This window comes from Streptomyces sp. NPDC102270, from assembly GCF_044766405.1.
Lineage (GTDB): Bacteria > Actinomycetota > Actinomycetes > Streptomycetales > Streptomycetaceae > Streptomyces.
The window spans coordinates 450,207-469,553 of the sequence record NZ_JBIWLX010000002.1 but is presented as its reverse complement, the minus strand read 5'-3'; the positions used below and the strand labels follow the sequence as shown (position 1 = coordinate 469,553).

Annotated in this window: 18 protein-coding genes; 8 read left to right on the top strand and 10 right to left on the bottom strand. The window is 72.2% G+C overall.

Annotated features, from left to right (window positions below; all coding sequences use genetic code 11):
* Nucleotides 1-131: 131 nt before the first annotated feature.
* Nucleotides 132-1,676, top strand: coding sequence for a peptide MFS transporter (locus tag ACIRP7_RS05050; protein ID WP_403654069.1), 1,545 nt, complete (start codon nucleotides 132-134; stop codon nucleotides 1,674-1,676).
* Nucleotides 1,677-1,774: 98 nt separating this feature from the next.
* On the opposite strand, the gene ACIRP7_RS05045 is transcribed toward ACIRP7_RS05050, so the two are convergent.
* The 5 genes from ACIRP7_RS05045 to ACIRP7_RS05025 all read right to left on the bottom strand — a co-directional run bounded on the left by ACIRP7_RS05045 (nucleotide 1,775) and on the right by ACIRP7_RS05025 (nucleotide 6,191).
* Nucleotides 1,775-3,019: a hypothetical protein gene (locus ACIRP7_RS05045; protein WP_403654274.1), complete on the bottom strand. Its 1,245-nt coding sequence runs from the start codon at nucleotides 3,017-3,019 to the stop codon at nucleotides 1,775-1,777.
* 65 nt (nucleotides 3,020-3,084) lie between these two features.
* Nucleotides 3,085-4,176 (bottom strand): hypothetical protein, encoded by a 1,092-nt coding sequence (locus ACIRP7_RS05040; RefSeq protein WP_403654066.1) that lies wholly within the window; start codon nucleotides 4,174-4,176, stop codon nucleotides 3,085-3,087.
* Nucleotides 4,177-4,265: 89 nt separating this feature from the next.
* The gene (locus ACIRP7_RS05035) at nucleotides 4,266-4,958 is read right to left on the bottom strand and encodes an LPXTG cell wall anchor domain-containing protein (RefSeq protein ID WP_403654063.1); all 693 of its coding nucleotides are present in this window, start codon (nucleotides 4,956-4,958) and stop codon (nucleotides 4,266-4,268) included.
* A gap of 132 nt (nucleotides 4,959-5,090) precedes the next feature.
* Nucleotides 5,091-5,585, bottom strand: a complete 495-nt coding sequence (locus ACIRP7_RS05030; RefSeq protein ID WP_403654060.1) for an ATP-binding protein — start codon at nucleotides 5,583-5,585, stop codon at nucleotides 5,091-5,093.
* Between the two features lie 225 nt (nucleotides 5,586-5,810).
* Complete coding sequence (locus tag ACIRP7_RS05025) at nucleotides 5,811-6,191, bottom strand: STAS domain-containing protein (protein WP_352388188.1); 381 nt, start codon at nucleotides 6,189-6,191, stop codon at nucleotides 5,811-5,813.
* 238 nt (nucleotides 6,192-6,429) lie between these two features.
* Between ACIRP7_RS05025 and ACIRP7_RS05020 the strand changes: the two genes are divergently transcribed.
* On the top strand, nucleotides 6,430-7,344 hold the full coding sequence (locus tag ACIRP7_RS05020) for an RNA polymerase sigma factor SigF (protein ID WP_403654057.1): 915 nt from the start codon (nucleotides 6,430-6,432) through the stop codon (nucleotides 7,342-7,344).
* Between the two features lie 173 nt (nucleotides 7,345-7,517).
* Nucleotides 7,518-9,023 (top strand): ricin-type beta-trefoil lectin domain protein, encoded by a 1,506-nt coding sequence (locus ACIRP7_RS05015; protein ID WP_403654054.1) that lies wholly within the window; start codon nucleotides 7,518-7,520, stop codon nucleotides 9,021-9,023.
* Between the two features lie 12 nt (nucleotides 9,024-9,035).
* On the opposite strand, the gene hutI is transcribed toward ACIRP7_RS05015, so the two are convergent.
* The 4 genes from hutI to hutU are packed head-to-tail and all read right to left on the bottom strand — an operon-like array spanning nucleotide 9,036 to nucleotide 14,621.
* Nucleotides 9,036-10,328 (bottom strand): imidazolonepropionase, encoded by a 1,293-nt coding sequence (hutI, locus tag ACIRP7_RS05010; protein ID WP_403654051.1) that lies wholly within the window; start codon nucleotides 10,326-10,328, stop codon nucleotides 9,036-9,038.
* On the bottom strand, nucleotides 10,325-11,686 hold the full coding sequence (locus ACIRP7_RS05005; protein WP_403654048.1) for a formimidoylglutamate deiminase: 1,362 nt from the start codon (nucleotides 11,684-11,686) through the stop codon (nucleotides 10,325-10,327). Before ACIRP7_RS05005 ends, hutI begins: the two co-directional genes overlap by 4 nt.
* Complete coding sequence (locus ACIRP7_RS05000) at nucleotides 11,683-12,885, bottom strand: allantoate amidohydrolase (RefSeq protein ID WP_403654272.1); 1,203 nt, start codon at nucleotides 12,883-12,885, stop codon at nucleotides 11,683-11,685. The genes ACIRP7_RS05005 and ACIRP7_RS05000 overlap by 4 nt, the downstream gene beginning before the upstream one ends.
* Before the next feature lie 56 nt (nucleotides 12,886-12,941).
* Nucleotides 12,942-14,621, bottom strand: a complete 1,680-nt coding sequence (hutU, locus tag ACIRP7_RS04995) for a urocanate hydratase (protein ID WP_403654045.1) — start codon at nucleotides 14,619-14,621, stop codon at nucleotides 12,942-12,944.
* A 154-nt stretch (nucleotides 14,622-14,775) separates the two neighbouring features.
* Here hutU and ACIRP7_RS04990 point away from each other — a divergent pair, with 154 nt between their 5' ends.
* The 5 genes from ACIRP7_RS04990 to ACIRP7_RS04970 all read left to right on the top strand — a co-directional run bounded on the left by ACIRP7_RS04990 (nucleotide 14,776) and on the right by ACIRP7_RS04970 (nucleotide 18,646).
* Nucleotides 14,776-16,161 (top strand): diaminopimelate decarboxylase, encoded by a 1,386-nt coding sequence (locus ACIRP7_RS04990; protein ID WP_403654270.1) that lies wholly within the window; start codon nucleotides 14,776-14,778, stop codon nucleotides 16,159-16,161.
* A 170-nt stretch (nucleotides 16,162-16,331) separates the two neighbouring features.
* Nucleotides 16,332-16,748: a hypothetical protein gene (locus tag ACIRP7_RS04985; protein WP_403654042.1), complete on the top strand. Its 417-nt coding sequence runs from the start codon at nucleotides 16,332-16,334 to the stop codon at nucleotides 16,746-16,748.
* Complete coding sequence (locus ACIRP7_RS04980; protein ID WP_403654039.1) at nucleotides 16,745-17,692, top strand: hypothetical protein; 948 nt, start codon at nucleotides 16,745-16,747, stop codon at nucleotides 17,690-17,692. Before ACIRP7_RS04985 ends, ACIRP7_RS04980 begins: the two co-directional genes overlap by 4 nt.
* Nucleotides 17,693-17,726: 34 nt before the next feature.
* Nucleotides 17,727-18,251: a roadblock/LC7 domain-containing protein gene (locus ACIRP7_RS04975; RefSeq protein ID WP_403654036.1), complete on the top strand. Its 525-nt coding sequence runs from the start codon at nucleotides 17,727-17,729 to the stop codon at nucleotides 18,249-18,251.
* Nucleotides 18,252-18,271: 20 nt separating this feature from the next.
* A complete protein-coding gene (locus tag ACIRP7_RS04970; protein ID WP_057611596.1) occupies nucleotides 18,272-18,646 on the top strand; it encodes a hypothetical protein in 375 nt (124 codons plus the stop codon).
* Nucleotides 18,647-18,671: 25 nt separating this feature from the next.
* On the opposite strand, the gene ACIRP7_RS04965 is transcribed toward ACIRP7_RS04970, so the two are convergent.
* The gene (locus ACIRP7_RS04965) at nucleotides 18,672-19,265 is read right to left on the bottom strand and encodes a hypothetical protein (RefSeq protein WP_403654033.1); all 594 of its coding nucleotides are present in this window, start codon (nucleotides 19,263-19,265) and stop codon (nucleotides 18,672-18,674) included.
* Between the last annotated feature and the right edge of the window lie 82 nt (nucleotides 19,266-19,347).

Sequence of the window (19,347 nt, the reverse complement as noted above, 5' to 3'; positions counted from 1 at the left end):
GTCCTTCCATTTCCGTCAGTGTCCTGACGTATGGTGAATCAACTGCCTGTCGCATCGTGGGGACCTTTGGCGCGCATCCGTCGCTGAAGGTCTCTTTTGTGTGCGGTGATCCCCACCAGCAAGGAACGACCATGGCGTCCAGCCTGACGAAGGACTCGGTGACTGAGGGCACCCCCGGTTCCGACAAAGCCTTCTTCGGCCACCCCCGCGGACTGGCCACCCTCTTCATGACCGAGATGTGGGAGAGGTTCTCCTACTACGGGATGAAAGCCCTGCTCACCGTCTACCTGCTCGCCGGCGGCCCCGACGCCGGCAAGGGCAGCATGGGCGGCGGCCTCGCGATGGACCTCGCGACCACCACCGTGATCGTCTCCGTCTACTCGGCGATGGTCTATCTGCTCGCCATGCCCGGCGGCTGGCTCGGCGACCGCGTCTGGGGCCCCCGCAAGACGGTCGCCATCGCCGCCGTCACGATCATGGCCGGCCATCTCACGCTGGCGCTGCCCGGCGGCCAGGCGCCGTTCTTCGCCGGCCTCGCGCTCGTCGCGGTCGGTTCCGGGCTGCTCAAGGCCAACATCTCCACGATGGTGGGCCACCTGTACGACGGCCCGGACGACCCGCGCCGCGACGGCGGCTTCACGATCTTCTACATGGGCATCAACGCGGGCGCCTTCTTCGCCCCGCTGGCCGTCGGCACCGTCGGTCAGGAGGCCAGCTGGCACCTCGGCTTCGGCATGGCCGCGGTCGGCATGGCGATCGGTCTGGCCGCGTTCCTGCTCGGCACCCGCAACCTGAGCCCGGTCAGCAACGTCGTCCCCAAGCCGCTGGCGGCCGAGGAGCGTGCGGCCTGGCTGCGCAAGGGCCTGTTCTGGCTGATCGCCGCGACCGTCTTCTACGGCGTCGTCGGCCTCACCGGCCACTTCACGCTGAACTGGGCGATGATCCCGCTCACCGTCATCGGCCTGGTCGTCCCGGCGGGTGTGCTGCTGCGCATCAAGCGGGACAAGGAGCTGACGGCCGGCGAGCAGTCGAAGATGTCCGGCTACATCTGGTTCTTCGTCGCGGCCGCCCTGTTCTGGATGATCTACGACCAGGGCGCGTCCACGGTCCAGGCGTTCGGCTCGAACGACCAGAAGACGGCAGGCTCACTGCTCGGCTTCGCCTTCCCGACCTCCTGGTACCAGTCGCTGAACCCGCTGTTCATCATGGCGCTGGCCCCGGTCTTCGCCTGGCTGTGGGTGTGGCTGAACCGCAGGGGCCAGGAGCCCGGCACCATCGTGAAGTTCGCGATGGGGCTGTTCCTGGTCGGCGTCTCGTTCTTCTTCTTCCTGATCCCGATCGCGATGGCGGCGAACGGCACCGCGGTCAGCCCGATGTGGCTGGTGGGCATCTACTTCATCCAGACCGTGGGTGAGCTGTGCCTCTCCCCGGTGGGCCTGTCGGTGACGACGAAGATGGCCCCCGCGAAGTACGCCTCGCAGATGATGGGTGTCTGGTTCCTCGCGGTCACCGCGGGCGACTCGATCACCGGCCTGCTGTCCAACCCGGCGATCGCCGGGGCCGACCTCAGCGGGACGCCCGCGGTGTTCGGTGAGGCGGCACTGGCGGCTCTCGCCGGGTTCGCGGTGTGGATGTACCGGCGAAAGGTGAAGTCCCTCATGGGGGACGTTCGTTAGGGCCGGCCCGAAGTGACGGGACCGTCGGAGTCCAGGTGGATTCCGGCGGCCCCGTCGGTTCACGTGCAGTGCGCGGTTCCCCGCGCCCCTGAAGCGCGTTACCTCATCCGCCTTCCAGGCATGAAGGTGAATATCGCGCCGCCCAGCAGCACCGCCGTTCCCGCCACCAGGCCCAGCGCCTTCAGGGCCGCGTGGTCGTCCGCGCCCGTGGCCGCCAGGCCGCCGCTCGTCGACGTACCGGACGAGGAGCCGCCGGAGGACGACGAACCACCCGACGCCCCGCCCTCCTGCTCCTTCGTGGTCAGGGTCAGGGAGACCTCGGTCTTGTCCGGCTTGCAGGTCGTGGTCGTGCCCAGTGCCTCGATCGTCAGGACACCCGGCGACAGCGTCGACTCACCGGTCGCACCCGGCTTGTACGTGCCCGTCATGTCCGGGATCTCTATCGGGTCGCCCGACTTGATGGCCTCGGAGTTGGTGGGGCCCTCGACATGGACCGAGCCCGTGTCGTCGCCGCCCAGCACCACGTCCATGGAGGGCTTGACCGAGTTCGCCGGGATGTCGGCGGGGCTGTCCATCGGGGAGTTCTTGAACTGCACGGTCAGGCCGTAACTGCCGCCGTTCTTCTTGGCGTTGACCTGGATCGTGGAGGTGGCCTTCTTCTCGCCGAGGGGCGACTGGCAGGTGTAGGGGATGTCGACCGCCTTGCCGGTGAAGTCGGTCTGGCCGTCGTCGGAGGAGGTGGCGCTCGGACTCGCCGTGGCCGTGTCGGTCGGGGTGGGCGTCGATGTGGGGGTGGCGGTGTCCGTCGGATCAGGCGTCGGCGTCGGTGTCGGTGTGCCGTTCCCCGCGGCCACGTCGATCGTCCCCGCCGCCGGAACCGTCTCCGTCGGCGTGCACACCGTGTTCGTGCCCATCGCGTTCACCGTGTAGGCGCCGGGCGTCAGGGTGAGCTGCCCGGCCGCCGTCAGCTTCAGCGTGCCCTTCATGTCGGACAGCACCATGGCGCCGCCCTTGGGGATGGCCGGGTTCTCGCGCGGGCCGGTCATCGCGAGGTCGGCGCTCTGCGCGCCGGACACCTTCAACGTCCCTGTCGGCTGGACGGAGTTCGCCGGCAGGTCGATGATGTTCGGGTTCTTGGACGCGGCCTGGGTGAACTTCCACACCACGTCGATCTCGTCACCGACCTTCGCGCCGGCCGACGCGGTGATCTCGACCTTGGTGGTGCCGTCGACGGGGTCGAGGCCGACGCCGGCGGGCGGCACGCACCGGGTCGCGAACGACACCTCCGCGGCCTGGGCGGGGCCGGCCGCGAGGCCCAGGACCACGCCCGCACCGGCCAGCACCAGCGCCGCACCGGCCGCGCTCGCTCGTCCCGGCCCGCCGGCCGGTGGGACTCTCCTTCGCTTGCTCACGTGGAACCCTCTCTGGTGGGAGTCGTGGGACTCGTCGGGCTGTCGTCGTGCGGTGCGGAGAGCCGGCCACCGGCCGCGCCCGGATCGGCGTCCGGGGTGAACCACGGCAGGGTGGACGTCGAGGGGGCCGCGTGCGCGGCCGTCGAGGGCTTGAAACCCGGCAGGCGCAGGGCGAGTTCGGGCAGCCGCAGGCCGCGGTGCCGGACGCCTCCGGCGGGCCGGGGCCGTACCCGGTCCACCACCGCCATGCCGATGCGGAACAGCGCCGCGGGCACCACCAGGCAGACCAGGATCCAGAACAGGGTCACGCCCCAGGGCCGGCCGACTCCCCAGGGCTGCTCGGCCAGTACCTTGCCGCCGTACTTCAGCGAGACGGTGTACTCGCCGTGCGCGCCGCCCGTGAGCTCGACGGGCAGTTCGATCCGCGCCTTCCCGCCGGGCCGGATCGTGCCGCGCCACTGCTGTTCCTCCCACTGCGGGGCGAACACGCCGTGCGCGGTGCCGACTTGGAAGACCGGGTTCCGGACGGCGGAGGTGCCGATGTTTCCGACGGTGAAGACGAGGGTGCGGGCGGGGGGCGCCCCGAACCAGGTGAGCAGGCCCCCGGAGCCGTCGAGTGCGGTGTCGGTGAGGACGGACAGCCGCCCGCCGTCCGTCTGGGCGGGCAGCGGTTCCACGGCGTGTCCGGCCACCTGGAAGATCGCGTCGGCCTCGGCCTTCGCCCCGGTCACGGTGGCCACGTGCACCACGCAGGGACAGGGCACCGGCGGCTCGGCGACGGGCAGCTTCCTGCTGAAGCGCCCCTTCGCGTCCGTCGTGACGGCCCGGCCGTCCGCGTTGGCACAGGAGTTGGTGCCGCCCGGCACTCCGCGCGAGGGCACCGCCTGTCCGCACACCAGGATCATCAGCAGCGCCCGCTCGCGCCAGCCGCTGCCGCTCACGGTGATCGAACCGCCGGTCCCCGCCTGGGACTTGGACAGCTTCACGGTCGGCATGTCCGCCGCGGCCGCCGTCCCCGCGAGCGGCGCGAGCAGCAGCGCGAGCACCGCCGCCAGCACCGCCCACCGCACCCTGCCACTCGGGCTCACGTCGTCGCTCCCGTCAACTCAACTTCCGTACCGGGGATTCGGGCCCGGATGCGGCCGTACGACGCCTCGGGCGCCGTAGGAGAGACCGCTCAGCGGCGTACGCGGGCGGCCTGGTGGCGCCGGGTCAGCCACAGCGTGCCCGCCGCGCCGGCGAGCAGCACCGTGCCGCCGAGCGTGCCGAGGGCGATCGCCGAGTCCTCGGGGCCGGTCTGCGGGAGTGCGGCACTCTCGTCGCCGCCGCTGTCGCTCCGGGTGCCGCCCGAGGAGCCCGAGGCGGCGGTGACGTCCAGGGTCAGCGCGGCGCCGGGGCTGTTGGTCGGCGTGCAGGTGGTCGTCGTACCGAGTGCCTTGATGGTGAGCACACCCGGTGTGAAGGTGACCTTGCCGGACTTCTTCGGGGTGTACGTCCCGGTCAGGTCGTTGATCTTGATGGGGGTGTTGGCGGGGACCACGGCCTGGTTGGCGGGCCCGGTCACGTTCACGGTCCCGCTGTCCGCCCCGCCCAGCTTGATGGTCGCGCTCGGATTCATCGCGCCCTTGCCGAGGTCGACCGGGCTGGAGGAGACGCCCTTCTGCCAGGACATGGTGAGCCGGTAGCCGCTGCCGCTCTTGACGCCCTTGATGTCGATGGGCGAGACGGCGCTCTTGTCACCGATCGGCGTCTTGCACTGGTAGTTGACGTTCACGACCGCGGCACGGGCAGCGGGGGCGGCCATCAGCACCGCCGAGCCGGCCAGAGCCGCGACGGACGCGAGCGCGGCGGTTCGTTTCGGGTACGACACGGTTCCGCTCCCCTTACTCGTTCCTGACGGCACATCAGATCGGCCGTCAAGGTACGCCGGGGCACCGGAGGAAGGAAGAGAAAGTAAGTGGCGGAACTGTGGGGACACCCGCGGGAGAGCGCCGGAAGGCGGCTAGGCGGGTGCGCCGAGCTCCGCCCACACGGTCTTGCCGGTCATCCCGGGAGCCCGTACCACTCCCCAGTCGAGGCAGAGGCGCTGCACGATGAACATGCCGTGCCCGCCGGGCCGTCCCGCCCGGTGCGGAGTGCGCGGCGCCGGCTGACCGGTCCCGCGGTCCGAGACCTCGAGCCGGATCACCTTGTTGTCGCAGGAGATCCAGAGCTGGTCCGGGCCCTCCGCATGAAGACACGCGTTCGTCACCAGCTCCGAGACGACCAGCAGCACGTCCTCCGCGGCGGCCCGCTGGTCCGCGGACGCCGCCGGCAGCCACCCCCACGCGTACAGCGCCTGCCGGGTGAAGTCGCGCGCGAGCGGGACGACCCCGCTCTGCCCCTCGAAGCTCAGCCGGCGGACCTGGCGTCCCGTCGGCACCTCTGCTTCGCCGCCAGGCTCCACGCCGGGCTCCGGGTCACGGTCGCCCGGCGAGTAGGGCCGGGTGGTGCTCATCAGCGCTTCACCTCACCGATTCACCGGTTCACGATTCAAAACGTCGCTGCATGGTCGCTCACCGAACAGTCAGTACGGATGTCTCCTGCCCGGGCGGACGGGTAGAACACCCCTCCATTCGGGACGTATGTCCGCCATAAGGGGTGTGACACCCGGTGGACACCGGCCGGAGGGGACGAACGGGGCATGAGCGGGGCCACCGGGGCCGCCACCCGAGTCGCCGCCTCAGTCACCGGGCTCGTCGGCCAGGGCCTCCTCCAGCGTGTCGTGCACGGTGAAGACCGCGTCGGCCCCCGTGATCTCGAAGACCCGTGCCACGACCGGCAGCATGCCCGCAAGATGTACGGCACCCCCTGCCGCCTCGGCCTTCAGCCGTGCCCCCAGCAGCACATTCAGTCCGGTGGAGTCACAGAACTCCAGCCGTGTGCAGTCGACGACAAGCCGGCTCTTCCCCTTGGCGAGGCACTCCTCGAGTGGCTCACGCAACAAATCGGCCGTGTGGTGATCCAACTCACCTGCTGGAGTCACGACGGCACTGGAGCCCTCTTGCCGCACCTCAACCAGAAGCCGGCCAGACTGTGCGCTGCCGACCGTCCCGCGGTCCATGCCGTCTCTCTCTCCCGACGTCGTGGCTGCTGATGACGCCATCGAACACTACGCCTTCTCCACACCCTCCGACACCCGAACAATCACACACAAACGGACATAACCACACGGAACACACTTGCGGTCGTGCCGGGAAACCGGGTAGGGCTAGTACAGACACGTACTCGACACGGCCGGCTTTGGAGGCGCCGCACACCGCAGTGCACGAACTGGCTTCGGCAGCCATATGCCGAGAACGATGGAGGACATCATGTCACCCCGGCTCGACGCCTCGCATACCCATCAGGCGACGTCGGCATCCCCACCGGAACATCTGAATCCCATCGAGCAGGACGGCGAGGACGATGTGCTCGCCGGGCTCCCGGACATCCCGCCCTTCGAAGAGGTGGGGGCCGTGGACGCGCGAGCGCTCTCCAAGACCCTCTTCGCACGGCTGGAGTCGCTGGAGGAGGGCACGTACGAATACTCGTACGTCCGCAACACGCTCGTCGAACTGAACCTCGCCCTGGTCAAGTTCGCCGCCTCCCGGTTCCGCTCCCGCAGTGAGCCGATGGAGGACATCATCCAGGTCGGCACCATCGGCCTGATCAAGGCGATCGACCGCTTCGAACTCAGCCGGGGTGTGGAGTTCCCCACCTTCGCGATGCCAACCATCGTCGGCGAGATCAAGCGCTTCTTCCGCGACACGTCCTGGTCGGTGCGGGTCCCGCGCCGCCTCCAGGAACTCCGGCTCGACCTGGCCAAGGCCGGCGACGAGCTGGCCCAGAAGCTCGACCGCGCCCCCACCGTGGGCGAGCTCGCCGAACGTCTCGGTCTCTCCAGGGAGCAGGTCGTCGAGGGCATGGCGGCGTCCAACGCGTACACCGCCGCCTCGCTGGACGCCCAGCCGGAGGAGGACGACTCCGAAAGCGCGCTGTCCGACCGGATCGGTTACGAGGACCACGGGCTCGAGGGCATCGAGTACGTCGAGTCCCTGAAGCCGCTGATCGCCGCACTTCCCTCCCGGGACCGCCAGATCCTCTCGCTGCGCTTCGTCGCGGGCATGACCCAGTCGGAGATCGGCGACGAGCTCGGGATCTCGCAGATGCATGTCTCGCGGCTGCTGTCGCGGACTCTGGTACGACTGCGCAAGGCGCTGACCGTCGAGGAGTGACGCGGCGGGACCACTGACCTGCGCGTGTGCCCGGTGTCCGGTGGGACACCGGGCACCGGGCACCGGGCGTGCGGGGCCCCTCGCGGTTACTCGGCGAAACCCTTTCCCCAACGGTGCGCTTCCCTCACTATGGTCCCTCACAGACTGGCCGGTACGTCAGGAGGAGGGTGCGCATGACTCGCCCCGACGGGGCGTCCGACGCCCGGCTCACGGAGCTGCTGCGCGCCGACACGGCCACGGCGTACGCGGCCCTGGTGGAGCTCCGCGCCCGCCACCAGTCCTCGGTGCTGGCCTACGCCCGCCTCTGCACGGCCGGGGAGAGCGCCGCCCGGCAGCTGGCCGCGCAGACCTTCACCCTCGCCGCCCGGGAGACCGCCCGCGGGGTCGACCCCGGCGTCCCGTGGCGCCACCGGCTCCTGCTGCTGACGGCCCGGTCGGCGGCTGCGTGGGCGGGGGACGACCGGGCGGCGGGCCTGGACCCGGGCGTCCTGCTGCTCCTGAACACGGCGGGGCCGGCGGGCCCGGTGCCGCCCATGCTCGCCGCCTTCGAGTCGCTGCCGGCCCGCACCCAGGGCCTCGTCTGGTACGGCCTGGTGGAGGGCGAGCCGGAGCACCGCACCGCCGACCACCTGGGTCTCACCCGCGCGGACGTGGTCCACGGCACGGAGGGGGCCCTGCACTCCCTGGCCCGCACGTGCCTGAGACTGCGCCTGGCGGCCTCGGACGACCCCCGGTGCGCGGACTTCCACCGCCTCATCGAGGAGTCCGTACGACCGGACAGCCCCCGCGTCAGCGCCGATTTGCACGCCCACATGGCCCACTGCCCGCACTGCACGGCGGCCCACGAGGAGCTGTGCGCGCTGCGGGACACTCCGCGGGCGGCCCTGACGGAGGGTCTGCTGCCGTGGGGCGGGACGGCGTACGCGGCGCGGAGCGCGCCCGAGCCGCAGGAACGACCGCGGGCGGGGTCCCGTACGCCGTCCGGCACCTGGCCGCGGCCGCGTCGGCTCGTCCTGGCCTCGGCGGCGCTGGGGGTGGCTCTGGTGCCGCTGTTGCTGTTCCTGGTGCCGCAGGAGGGCGACTCTCCGGCAGGCGCGTCGGCCTCGGCTTCGGTCTCGGCCTCGGCGGGCGTGGTGCTGCCCGGCCCACCGCAGGTGACGGTGACGACGACGGTCTCGCCCTCGCCGTCCCCCTCCCCGTCGACCAGGCCGCCGTCCCCCTCCCCCACGAAGAGCTCGGCACCGCCCCGCCGGGCGAGTCCGCCGCCCTTCCGCGCGCCGGGCGGCTCCTACGCCCAGGTGGTCAACGTCTCCACGGGACGCTGTCTGGACGTCCACGGCGACTTCTCCGAGGGCACTGACGTCGTCACGGCCCCCTGCACCTCGGCCGGCTCCCAGCGCTGGCGCGTCGACACCGCCCGAGGTGTCCTCCAGTCGTACGCCGAACCCGATTTCTGCCTCGACAGCCGCGGCGACGTCGACAAGGGCCTCGGCATCTGGTCCTGCGACTCGGTCGAGGGCGACAACGGCGACAACCTGCGCTTCACGGTCGACCCCGACGGGGTGATCCGCCCGGCGATCGCCATCGCCACGGGGATGACACCGGGGGGCGGGGCCGGGCTCTCGCTGGAGCCGCTGACCGGGGGCGCGGAGCAGCGGTGGCGGGCGGGACCGGCGTAGCGGCGGCTGCCGTCAGAGCACGCGCGTGCCGCGCCGCCAGACCCCGCTGACCAGCGGCACCCCCGGCCGGTAGGCCAGGTGCACATGGCTCGGGGCGTCCAGGAGGATCAGGTCGGCTTGGGCGCCCGGGGTGAGGCGGCCGATGTCGTCGCGGCGGAGTGCGGCCGCTCCGCCCGCCGTGGCCGACCAGACGGCCTCGTCCGGGGTCATCCGCATGTCGCGTACCGCGAGGGCGATGCAGAACGGGACCGAGGACGTGAAGGAGGAGCCCGGGTTGCAGTCCGTGGACAGGGCGACGGTGACGCCCGCGTCCAGCAGGCGGCGGGCGTTGGGCCACTGGGCGCGCGTGGAGAACTCGGCGCCGGGCAGGAGCGTGGCGACCGTACGGCTGTTCGCCAGGGCGTCCACGTCCTCGGCGGTGAGGTGGGTGCAGTGGTCGGCGCTGGCCGCGTCGACCTCGACGGCCAGCTGGACGCCGGGGCCGTGGGAGAGCTGGTTGGCGTGGACGCGGGGGTGCAGGCCCCTCGCCTTGCCGGCCGTGAGGATGGCGCGGGCCTGGTCGCCGTCGAAGGCGCCCTTCTCGCAGAAGACGTCGATCCAACGGGCGTACGGGGCGCAGGCGTCGAGCATCTCGCCGGTGACCAGGGAGACGTAGGCCGCCGGGTCGTGTGCGTAGTCGGGCGACACGATGTGGGCACCGAGGTAGGTGACCTCGTCGGTGTGGGCGGCGGCGATACGCAGGGCCCTCGCCTCGTCCTCGACCGTGAGGCCGTAGCCGGACTTGGTCTCGAAGGTGGTCGTGCCCTGGCGGAGGGCCTCGGCGAGGTAGCGGGTGAGGTTCGCCTCCAGTTCGGCGTCCGTGGCGGCGCGGGTCGCGGCGACCGTCGTACGGATGCCGCCCGCGCTGTAGGCCCGCCCCGACATGCGGGCGTTGAACTCCTGCGTGCGATCGCCCGCGAAGACGAGGTGGCTGTGGGAGTCGACGAAACCGGGCAGGACCGCCCGGCCGCCCGCGTCGACCCGATTGTCAGTGGCGGGTGCTTTGCTTTGATCACCGGTCCACACGACGCGGTCGCCCTCGATGACGACGGCCGCGTCCTGGATCAGTCCGAGGGGAGATCTGTCACCGAGGGAGGGGTCGTTGGTGACCAGGGCGGCGATGTTGGTGATGAGCGTGCTTGCGGTGCTCGCGGAGTGGGCGGGGCTGACGGTCGTCGCGTTGCTCATGGCGTCCTCGGTGGCCTGGTCGGCGGTGGGGGCGGGTTCGGGGGCGGGCCGTCGTGGGGGCGGGCGGCCCGGTGTCATCCGTGCAGCGCCGCGACGGCGTCCGCGAGGGCTTGCGGCACATCCGGCACCAGCGCGTGGACCCCGTCCCGCACGACGTGCCGACCTCCCACCACCGTGTGCGACACGTCTGCTGCCGACGCGGCGAATACGGCCGTCTCGGCCCCGAGCCGCGGAGGCGGCCCTGCCGTCCTGACCGAGTCGAGGGCGATGGTGGTGAAGTCGGCGAGCGCACCGGGCTCCAGGGTGCCCGCGCCGTCCCAGCCGAGGGCCGCGTGGCCGTCCGCCGAGGCCGCCCGCAGGAGGGCCGCCGCCGTCCAGTGACCTCGTGTGCGGGTGCGCAGGCGCTCGTCGAGCTCCATCGCGCGTGCCTCTTCGAGCAGGTCGATGACTGCGTGACTGTCGGAGCCGAGGGACAGCGGTGAGCCCGCCCTCTGGAGGGCCACGGCCGGCCCGATGCCGTCGGCGAGGTCCCGCTCGGTGGTCGGGCACATGCAGGTGCCGGTGCCGCTGCCGCCGATCAGGGCGATGTCCTCGTCGGTGAGGTGGGTGTTGTGGACGCCGGTGGTGCGCGGCCCGAGGACACCGTGCTCGGCGAGCAGTTCGGTGGGCGTGCACCCGTGGGCGGCACGGCACGCCTCGTTCTCGGCGGTCTGCTCGGACAGGTGCACGTGGAGCGGGGCCCGCCGCTCCTCGGCCCAGCGTGCCACGGTCGCCAACTGGTCGGCGGGCACGGCCCGTACGGAGTGGATCGCCGCACCGATCCTCGCGTGATCCCGGTCCTTGAGAACTGAACAGCGTTCGGCCCAGGCCCGCGCGCTGCCGTCGGAGAAGCGCAACTGGTGGGTGTTGGGCGGCTGCCCGAAGCCGGCGGAGAGATAGGCGGTGTCGAGGAGGGTGATGCGGATGCCGGCGTCGGCGGCGGCCTCGATCAGCGCCTCGCCCATGGCGTTGGGGTCGGCGTAGGGGGTGCCGCCGGGGGCGTGGTGCAGGTAGTGGAACTCGCCGACCGCCGTGACACCGGCCAGCGCCATCTCCGCGTACACGGCACGGGCGAGGTCGCGGTAGGTGTCCGGGGTGAGCCGGCCGGCGGTGGCGTACATGACCTCGCGCCAGGTCCAGAAGGTTCCGGAGCCGACCTGGACGGTGCCGCGCAGGGCCCGGTGGAAGGCGTGCGAGTGGGCGTTGGCCAGGCCCGGCAGGGTCAGTCCGCGCAGGATCTCGGCGCCGGGGGGCGGGGTGTCGGTGTCCGTGCGGACGGAGGCGATCCGGCCGTCCGCCCCCGCGGCGGAGCCGCTGGTCGACACCGTCACGGCCACGCCCGGCTCGACATGGGTGCCGAGCCAGGCGTGCTCCAGCCAGTACGTCTTCGCTGTCACCTGCAGGCCAGCCCTTCCAGTACGTCGGCGAGCGCGAGGACTCCGGCCACGCAGTCGTCCTCGGCGGCGAACTCGGCCGGGGAGTGCGAGACGCCGGTGGGGTTGCGCACGAACAGCATGGCGGTCGGGATGTGCCCGGAGAGGATCCCGGCGTCGTGTCCGGCGCCGGTTCCCAGGACGGGCACCTTGAGATCGGTGTCGGTGCCCAGGATGCGGGCGAGTTCGTCGCGCAGGGCGTGGTCGAACTCGACGACAGGGGTGAAGGACTCCCGGACCACGTCGAGAGCGATGCCGTGCGCCTGCGCGTACTCCCTGGCCGCCTTCTCGATGCCGCCGACCACCTGGTCGAGGCTCTCCTGGTCGGCGGCGCGGGAGTCGAGCCAGCCGCGCACCAGGGAGGGGACGGCGTTGACGCCGTTCGGCTCGACGGCGATCTTGCCGAAGGTGGCGACGGCACCGGCGAGTTCGGCCTCCCGGCGGGCCGCGAGCACGGTCTCGGCGTACGACAGCATGGGGTCGCGCCGGTCCACGAGGCGGGTGGTGCCGGCGTGGTTGGCCTCGCCCCGGAAGTCGAACCGCCAGCGACCGTGCGGCCAGATGGCGCTCGCGATGCCGACCCGGTCGCCGGAGAGGTCCAGCGCCCTGCCCTGCTCGACGTGCAGCTCGACGAAGGCGCCGATGCGGGCGAGCCGCTCCGGGTCGGCACCGATGCCGTCGGGGTCGTGTCCGGCGGCCTCCATGGCCCGCGGGAGCGTGACGCCGTCCCCGTCGGTCAGCAGGTGCGCCTGCTCGACGGTGAGCTGCCCGGCGGTGAGGCGGGACCCGACGCAGGCGAGCCCGAAGCGGGCGCCCTCCTCGTCACCGAAGTTGACGAGGGCGAGGGGCTTGGCGAACTCGGCCCGCCGCGCCCGGAGTTCGTCGAGCGCGGCGAAGGAGGACACGACTCCGAGGGGTCCGTCGAAGGCGCCCCCGTCGGGTACGGAGTCCAGGTGCGACCCGGTGACGACGGCGTCCCCCCGGTCGGGGTCGCCGAGCCAGGCCCACTGGTTGCCGTTCCGGTCGACCTCGTAGGTCAGCCCGCGGGCTTCGGCCTGCTCCTTGAACCAGGCCCGGCACTCGGTGTCGGCCCCGGTCCAGGCGAACCGGCGGTAGCCGTGCGAGCCGGGGTGCCGGCCGATGGGGAGCAGCTCGCGCCACATCTCCTGAAAGGAGGAGGTGCCGGGAGAGCGAGCCGTTCCGGAGTCGGCGCCCACCGTCACGCGCCCTCACCCTCACGCATCGGCACGCGCACGCCCCGCTCGTCGGCGACGGACTCCGCGATGTCGTATCCGGCGTCCACGTGCCGGATGACGCCCATGCCGGGGTCGTTGGTCAGCACGCGCCGGACCTTCTCCCCGCCCAGCTCGGTGCCGTCGGCCACCGTCACCTGCCCGGCGTGGATGGACCGGCCCATGCCCACGCCGCCCCCGTGGTGGATCGACACCCAGGACGCGCCCGATGCCACGTTGACCATGGCGTTCAGCAGCGGCCAGTCGGCGATCGCGTCGGAGCCGTCGAGCATGGCCTCGGTCTCCCGGTACGGGGAGGCGACGGACCCGGCGTCGAGGTGATCCCGTCCGATGGCCAGCGGTGCCACCAGTTCTCCGCTCGCCACCATGTCGTTGAAGCGCTCGCCGGCCTTGTCGCGCTCGCCGTAGCCGAGCCAGCAGATGCGCGCGGGCAGGCCCTGGAAGTGGACCCGCTCTCCCGCCATCTTGATCCAGCGGGCGAGGGACGCGTTGTGAATGGACTCAGCCTCGGGGAACAGTTCCAGGATCGCCTTGTCGGTCTTGGCGATGTCGGACGCCTCACCGGACAGCGCGGCCCAGCGGAAGGGGCCCTTGCCCTCGCAGAACAGCGGCCGGATGTAGGCGGGGACGAACCCGGGGAAGTCGAACGCCCTCCCGTACCCGGCGAGTTGTGCCTCGCCCCGGATCGAGTTGCCGTAGTCGAAGACCTCGGCGCCGGCGTCCATGAAGCCGACCATGGCCTCGACATGGCGGGCCATCGACTCGCGGGCCCGGGTGGTGAAGCCCGCCGGGTCCTTGGCGGCGGCGTCAGCCATGTCCTCGAAGGCGACACCCACCGGCAGATACGCCAGCGGGTCGTGCGCGGAGGTCTGGTCGGTGACGATGTCGATGGGGGCGCCCTCGGCGAGCATGCGCGGGAGCAGTTCGGCCGCGTTGCCCAGGAGGCCGATGGAGAGCGGGCGGCGGGCGTCGCGGGCCTCGACGGCGAGCTGGAGGGCGTGCTCCAGGGAGTCGGCCTTCACGTCCAGGTAGCGGTGCTCGATGCGGCGCTCGATGGCGCGCGGGTCGCAGTCGATGCAGATCGCGACGCCGTCGTTCATGGTGACCGCGAGGGGCTGGGCGCCGCCCATGCCGCCGAGGCCGGCGGTGAGGGTGATGGTCCCGGCCAGGGTGCCGCCGAACTTCTTGGCGGCGACCGCGGAGAAGGTCTCGTAGGTGCCCTGGAGGATGCCCTGGGTGCCGATGTAGATCCAGGAACCGGCGGTCATCTGGCCGTACATGGTCAGGCCGAGGGCCTCCAGGCGGCGGAACTCCTCCCAGTTGGCCCAGTCACCGACCAGGTTGGAGTTGGCGATCAGGACGCGCGGGGCCCACTCGTGGGTCTGCATGACGCCGACGGGGCGGCCGGACTGGACCAGCATGGTCTCGTCCTGCTTGAGGGTGCGCAGGGTGCGGACCATGGCGTCGAAGGAGCGCCAGTCACGGGCGGCCTTGCCGGTGCCGCCGTAGACGACGAGCTTGTCGGGGTGTTCGGCTACCTCGGGGTCCAGGTTGTTCTGGAGCATCCGCAGGGCGGCCTCCTGCTGCCATCCCAGGGCGCTCAGTTCCGTACCGCGCGGCGCTCGGACGGGGCGGGGTCCTGCCATGGTCTGCCTCCTGGGGCCTCTGCTGCGGACTGTCGATATTCACATCCTGGCTTTCTGAATAGAACTAGTCAATACGTTCTCGCGTCAGTGTCGGCAGGACGGGGATGTTTGGCTGGACATCCAAGGCGCGGGTGACGAGCAGGACGGGGACGTGATGGACGGGGACGTGATGGACGAGTACGGCAACACCGGCGAAGGACGGGCCGCCCGCCGGGACGAGGCGGTGCGGGCGGCGGTGCAGCAGGGTCTGCTGGGGCCGGACTCCCCCATCGTCGGGCTGCTCGACGTCACCGGCATCCGGGAGTCGGCGGCGGAGCTCCGCGCGGCCTTCGACGAGGTCACCGCGCCGGGCACGCCGGTGCTGCACGCGTTCGCGGTGAAGGCGACCCCGCTGGTGCCCGTGCTGCGGCTGCTGCGCGAGGAGGGTATCGGCGCGGAGGTGGCGAGCCCGGGCGAACTCGCACTGGCGCGGGCGGCGGGGCTGTCGCCGGACCGGACCGTCCTGGACTCGCCCGCCAAGACGCCGGCCGAGCTCAGGGAGGCGCTGGCGCTGGGGATCGCCGTCAACGCGGACAACCCGCAGGAGCTGGACCGCATCGACGGCCTCATGCGGTCCGCGGTCAGCCGCTCGCCGCTCGGCATCCGGGTCAACCCGCAGGTCGGCGGCGGCTCCATCGGGGCGACCTCCACGGCCACGGCGACCTCGAAGTTCGGGGTGGCACTGCGGGACGAGGGGGCGCGCGAGTGGGTCGTGCGCGCCTATCTCGACCGGCCCTGGCTTTCCCGGCTGCACGCGCACACCGGCTCGCAGGGCATCCCGCTCTCCCTGATGACCGAGGGTGTCGCGCAGACGTACGGGCTCGCCGAGGAGATCAACCGGCGGATCGGGCGGCCGCAGATCGACACGATCGACATCGGCGGGGGGCTGCCGGTGAACTTCGCCTCGGACGTGACGACACCGACGTACACGCAGTACGCGCGCACGCTCAAAGAAGCGGTGCCGGGGCTGTTCGACGGGCGGTACGGGCTGGTCACCGAGTTCGGCCGGTCGCTGCTGGCCAAGCACGGCACGATCGTGGCGCGGGTGGAGTACGCCAAGAGCGCGGGCGGGCGGCCGGTCGCGGTGACGCACGCGGGCGTGCAGGTGGCGACGCGGACGGTGTACGTACCGGGGTCGTGGCCGCTGAGGATCGCGGCGTACGACGGCAAGGGGCGGCCCAAGAGCGGGCCCCAGGTGGTGCAGGACGTCGCCGGTCCGGCGTGTTTCGCGGGCGACCTGCTCGCCGAGGGGCGTGCGCTGCCGTTGCTCGACCAGGGGGACTACGCGGCGGCGCTGGACACGGGCGCGTACTACTTCGCGCACCACTACGCGTACAACTCGCTGGCCCGGCCGGGCATTTACGGCTTCGCCCCCGACCATGCGGGAGGCATCCGCTTCGCGACCGTGCGGGACCCCCAGACGCTCGCCTCGATCGTGGCCGAATCCGGAGGGGAGCACGCCGGTGTGCTCACCACCCTCCGCGCACCCGGGAGCAGTTGACACGCGCCCGGCGGATGGGCTGATCAATGCCCCCTTGAGCAAGGCAAGTTGACCCACTCTAGCCACCCGGAGCATGTTCCACCGGAAAATGCCAGATTCCTCACCCGTCGCGCACACGTTGCGTAGTTTCGGCGTCACTCAGCCGAACCCCAGGCGGGAGGGGAGCCACGGTGCAGGGAATCGACGAGTGCCTGCTGGAAGCCATGCGACTGCCGGGTGCGCGGGGGGCCGCGCTGGTCGACTGGATCAGCGGGCTGGCCCTGGGGGCCGTGGGGGAAGCCCCCGGCGGCGACCAGGAGGCGGCCGCCGCGGAGGCCGCCGAGCTCGCCCGGCTCGCCGCCGAGCAGCGCGCCTTCGCCTCCGGGAGTTCCCCGGCCGCTGAGGCGGGGGCCACCGGGCCGGAGCCGGACCCACCGGTCGAGGACCTGATCCTCAGCAACCGGGACAGTTACCACGTCCTGCGGTTCGTGCCGACGTCCTTCGACAGCAGTGTGTTCCTGCACCTGTGGCTGGCCCGCGCGGAGGGCAACCTCGCACTGGCCCGGATCCGGCTCGGTGAGATGGCCGGACGGCTGGAGCTCGGATGACGGCCGTCAGAACCACGCCCGCCACTCCGCCGCCCCGGCTGCCGGTGCGCGACAAGGCGTCCGCCCTGGACCGCGGCTGGGGCGGTGTCTCGCCGATGCTGACCCGGCTGGCCGCCGAGCGCGCCACCGGAGTCCTGGTGCGCGAGCGCGGCACCCTGCACCTCGCCGACGGCAAGGTGGTGCACGCCGAGAGCCCGGCCGCCCCCGGGGCCGACGTCCTCCTCGCCGCCCACGGCACGCTGGACGCCGACATCTGGCGGCAGGCCCTGGCCGAGAGCGTCGCGAGCACCGGCGGCGCCGGCACCGGGGCCCGCCGCCTCACCGGCGCCGAGGCCGTGCACCGGGCGGGCCGCAGGCTGGTCGCGGGCGGACTGCTCACCGCGGGTGCCCTGGAGCTGTGCCGGCTGACCGCGCTGTACGACGCGGCCTACTTCGCGCTCGCCCCGAGCAGCACCCCCGGCCGCTTCCGCTACGGCACCGAGGACGGACCGGACGAGCCCGCCGGCGTGCCCCGGGAACCCGACGACACCCCCGGTGTCCCGCGTCCCGTCCCGGTCGCCGACCTGGAGCGCGAGACCCTGCGCCGCCGCGACCTGCTGCACCGCATCTGGCCCGACGCGCTGCCGGACGAGGTGCCGCTGACCCGGGAGCACCGCCCCGCGCCCCCGCCGCTCCCGGCCCGGCGACTGGCGGTGCTGGCCCGCGTCGACGGCATCCGCACGGCGTCGGAGATCGCACGCGAACTGGGCCGCCCGGCCTTCCACACCCTGGTGGACATACGGCGACTGGTGGCGGCCGGAGTGGTCGCGCCCCGCCCGCCGGTGTCCTTCACCGAGCCTCGGCCCGGACCGCCGGGCGACGGTTCCCTCGTCGGACCCGTCGAGCCCGTCGATCCCCACGTCACCTTGCTGAAGAGGCTCAGGGATGCGCTGGAGGCCCTTTGAACGGCAGCGGATCCGCGCCGAGAGGAGAGACCTGATGGCAGCAGCTCAGGACGCGATCCTGGCGGAGCTGCGCCGGCTCAGAGCCAGGGTGCCGCAGCTCACGGGCGCCCTCGCGGCCGACACCGACGGTCTCGTCCTGGCCCAGGACACCCCGGGCGTCGATCCGGAGACCGTCGCCGCGCTCACCGGGGCCACCCGGGCGCTCGCCGCCCGGCTGACCGACGGGACCGGCCAGGGGGACCTGCGCGAACTGCTCGTGCGGGGCGTGTACGGCTACGTCGCCACCTACCCGGCGGGCGCCGGGGCCGTCGTCACGCTGCTCGCGCAGGACCGGGTCAACGTCGGCCGCCTCCACCTGGAGGGCCGCCGTGCGGGCGCCCGGATCGCAGAGCTCGTCGGCGACGCGGCCGCCGAGCACACCGAAGCCATCACGAAGGCGCCCGCGAAGCCCGCTCCGGCACGTGCCAGAGCGGCTCGCACATCCCGGGCCAAGCCCGAGGACCCACGCGCCGCGGCCACCGCACCGACGGCGGCCCGCACCACCACCACCGAAAGTTAGAGAACCGAGGAGACACAGTCATGGCCAACACCGAAACCGCGCTGAAAGAGGCTCTCGCCTCCATCGAGGGCGCGACCGGCGTCGCGCTCGTCGACTACACCAGCGGCATGGCGCTCGGCACCATGGGCGGCAGCAAGACCTTCGACCTGAACGTGGCCGCCGCCGGCAACACCGACGTGGTCCGCGCGAAGATGCGCACGATGGAGCACCTCGGCCTCAAGGCCCAGATCGAGGACATCCTGATCACCCTGTCCGACCAGTACCACCTGATCCGCCTGATCAGCGGACGCGGTGGCAACGGCCTCTTCCTCTACCTGGTCCTGGACGCCAAGCGGTCCAACCTCGCGATGGCCCGCCACCAGCTCAGGCAGATCGAGAACGACCTGGAGGTGTGACCCGGGAGCACCGGAACTACCGCAACTAGACGAGTGCCGCGGTGCGGCGGCGCGCTCCTCCCGGGGCCGCGTCGCCCGCCGCGATACCCGTGCTGCGGTACGCCTTGACCGCCTTGCCGGCCGGGCGTCCGCCGTTGGCGGCGAGCCAGTCGACCCGCACCCACAGCAGTGCGTCCTCCGCCCGCTCGCGCCGCCCGAGCCACGCGGCCTTGAGCCTCAGGCCCGTACCGCATCCGGCGAGCAGCATGCCGCCCGCGACGGGCACCGCGAACGAACTCGCCAGCGCGACCAGCCAGGCCAGCAGCAGCCACCAGCGGTGCCCGCGGCGCCAGTTGCGCACACTGACCGCACGGTCCTGGAGCACGTCGTGCCGGCCCGCGCGAGCGGCCGCCCGCCCCAGTGCCGTGTACCGCTTGCGGCGGCCGTACGACACCACGGCGACCGCGACGATGAACAGCGCCGCGCCCGCCATCACCCCGATCCGGCGCCCGGTCAGGCCCGGGATCAGCAGCCCGACGCCCGCCGCGAACGCTCCGAGCCACCACAGGGGCGCCGCCCCGGCGCGCACGACGACGGCCACCCGAGCCAGCCCCTGAACCCTGCGATCTGCGCGTGCCACGTCCCGCCTCCTCGTCGTCCTGGCACAGTCCTGCCGGTCGGGGAGAGTAGCGAGCGAACGTGAGACGAGTGTGAAAAAACGC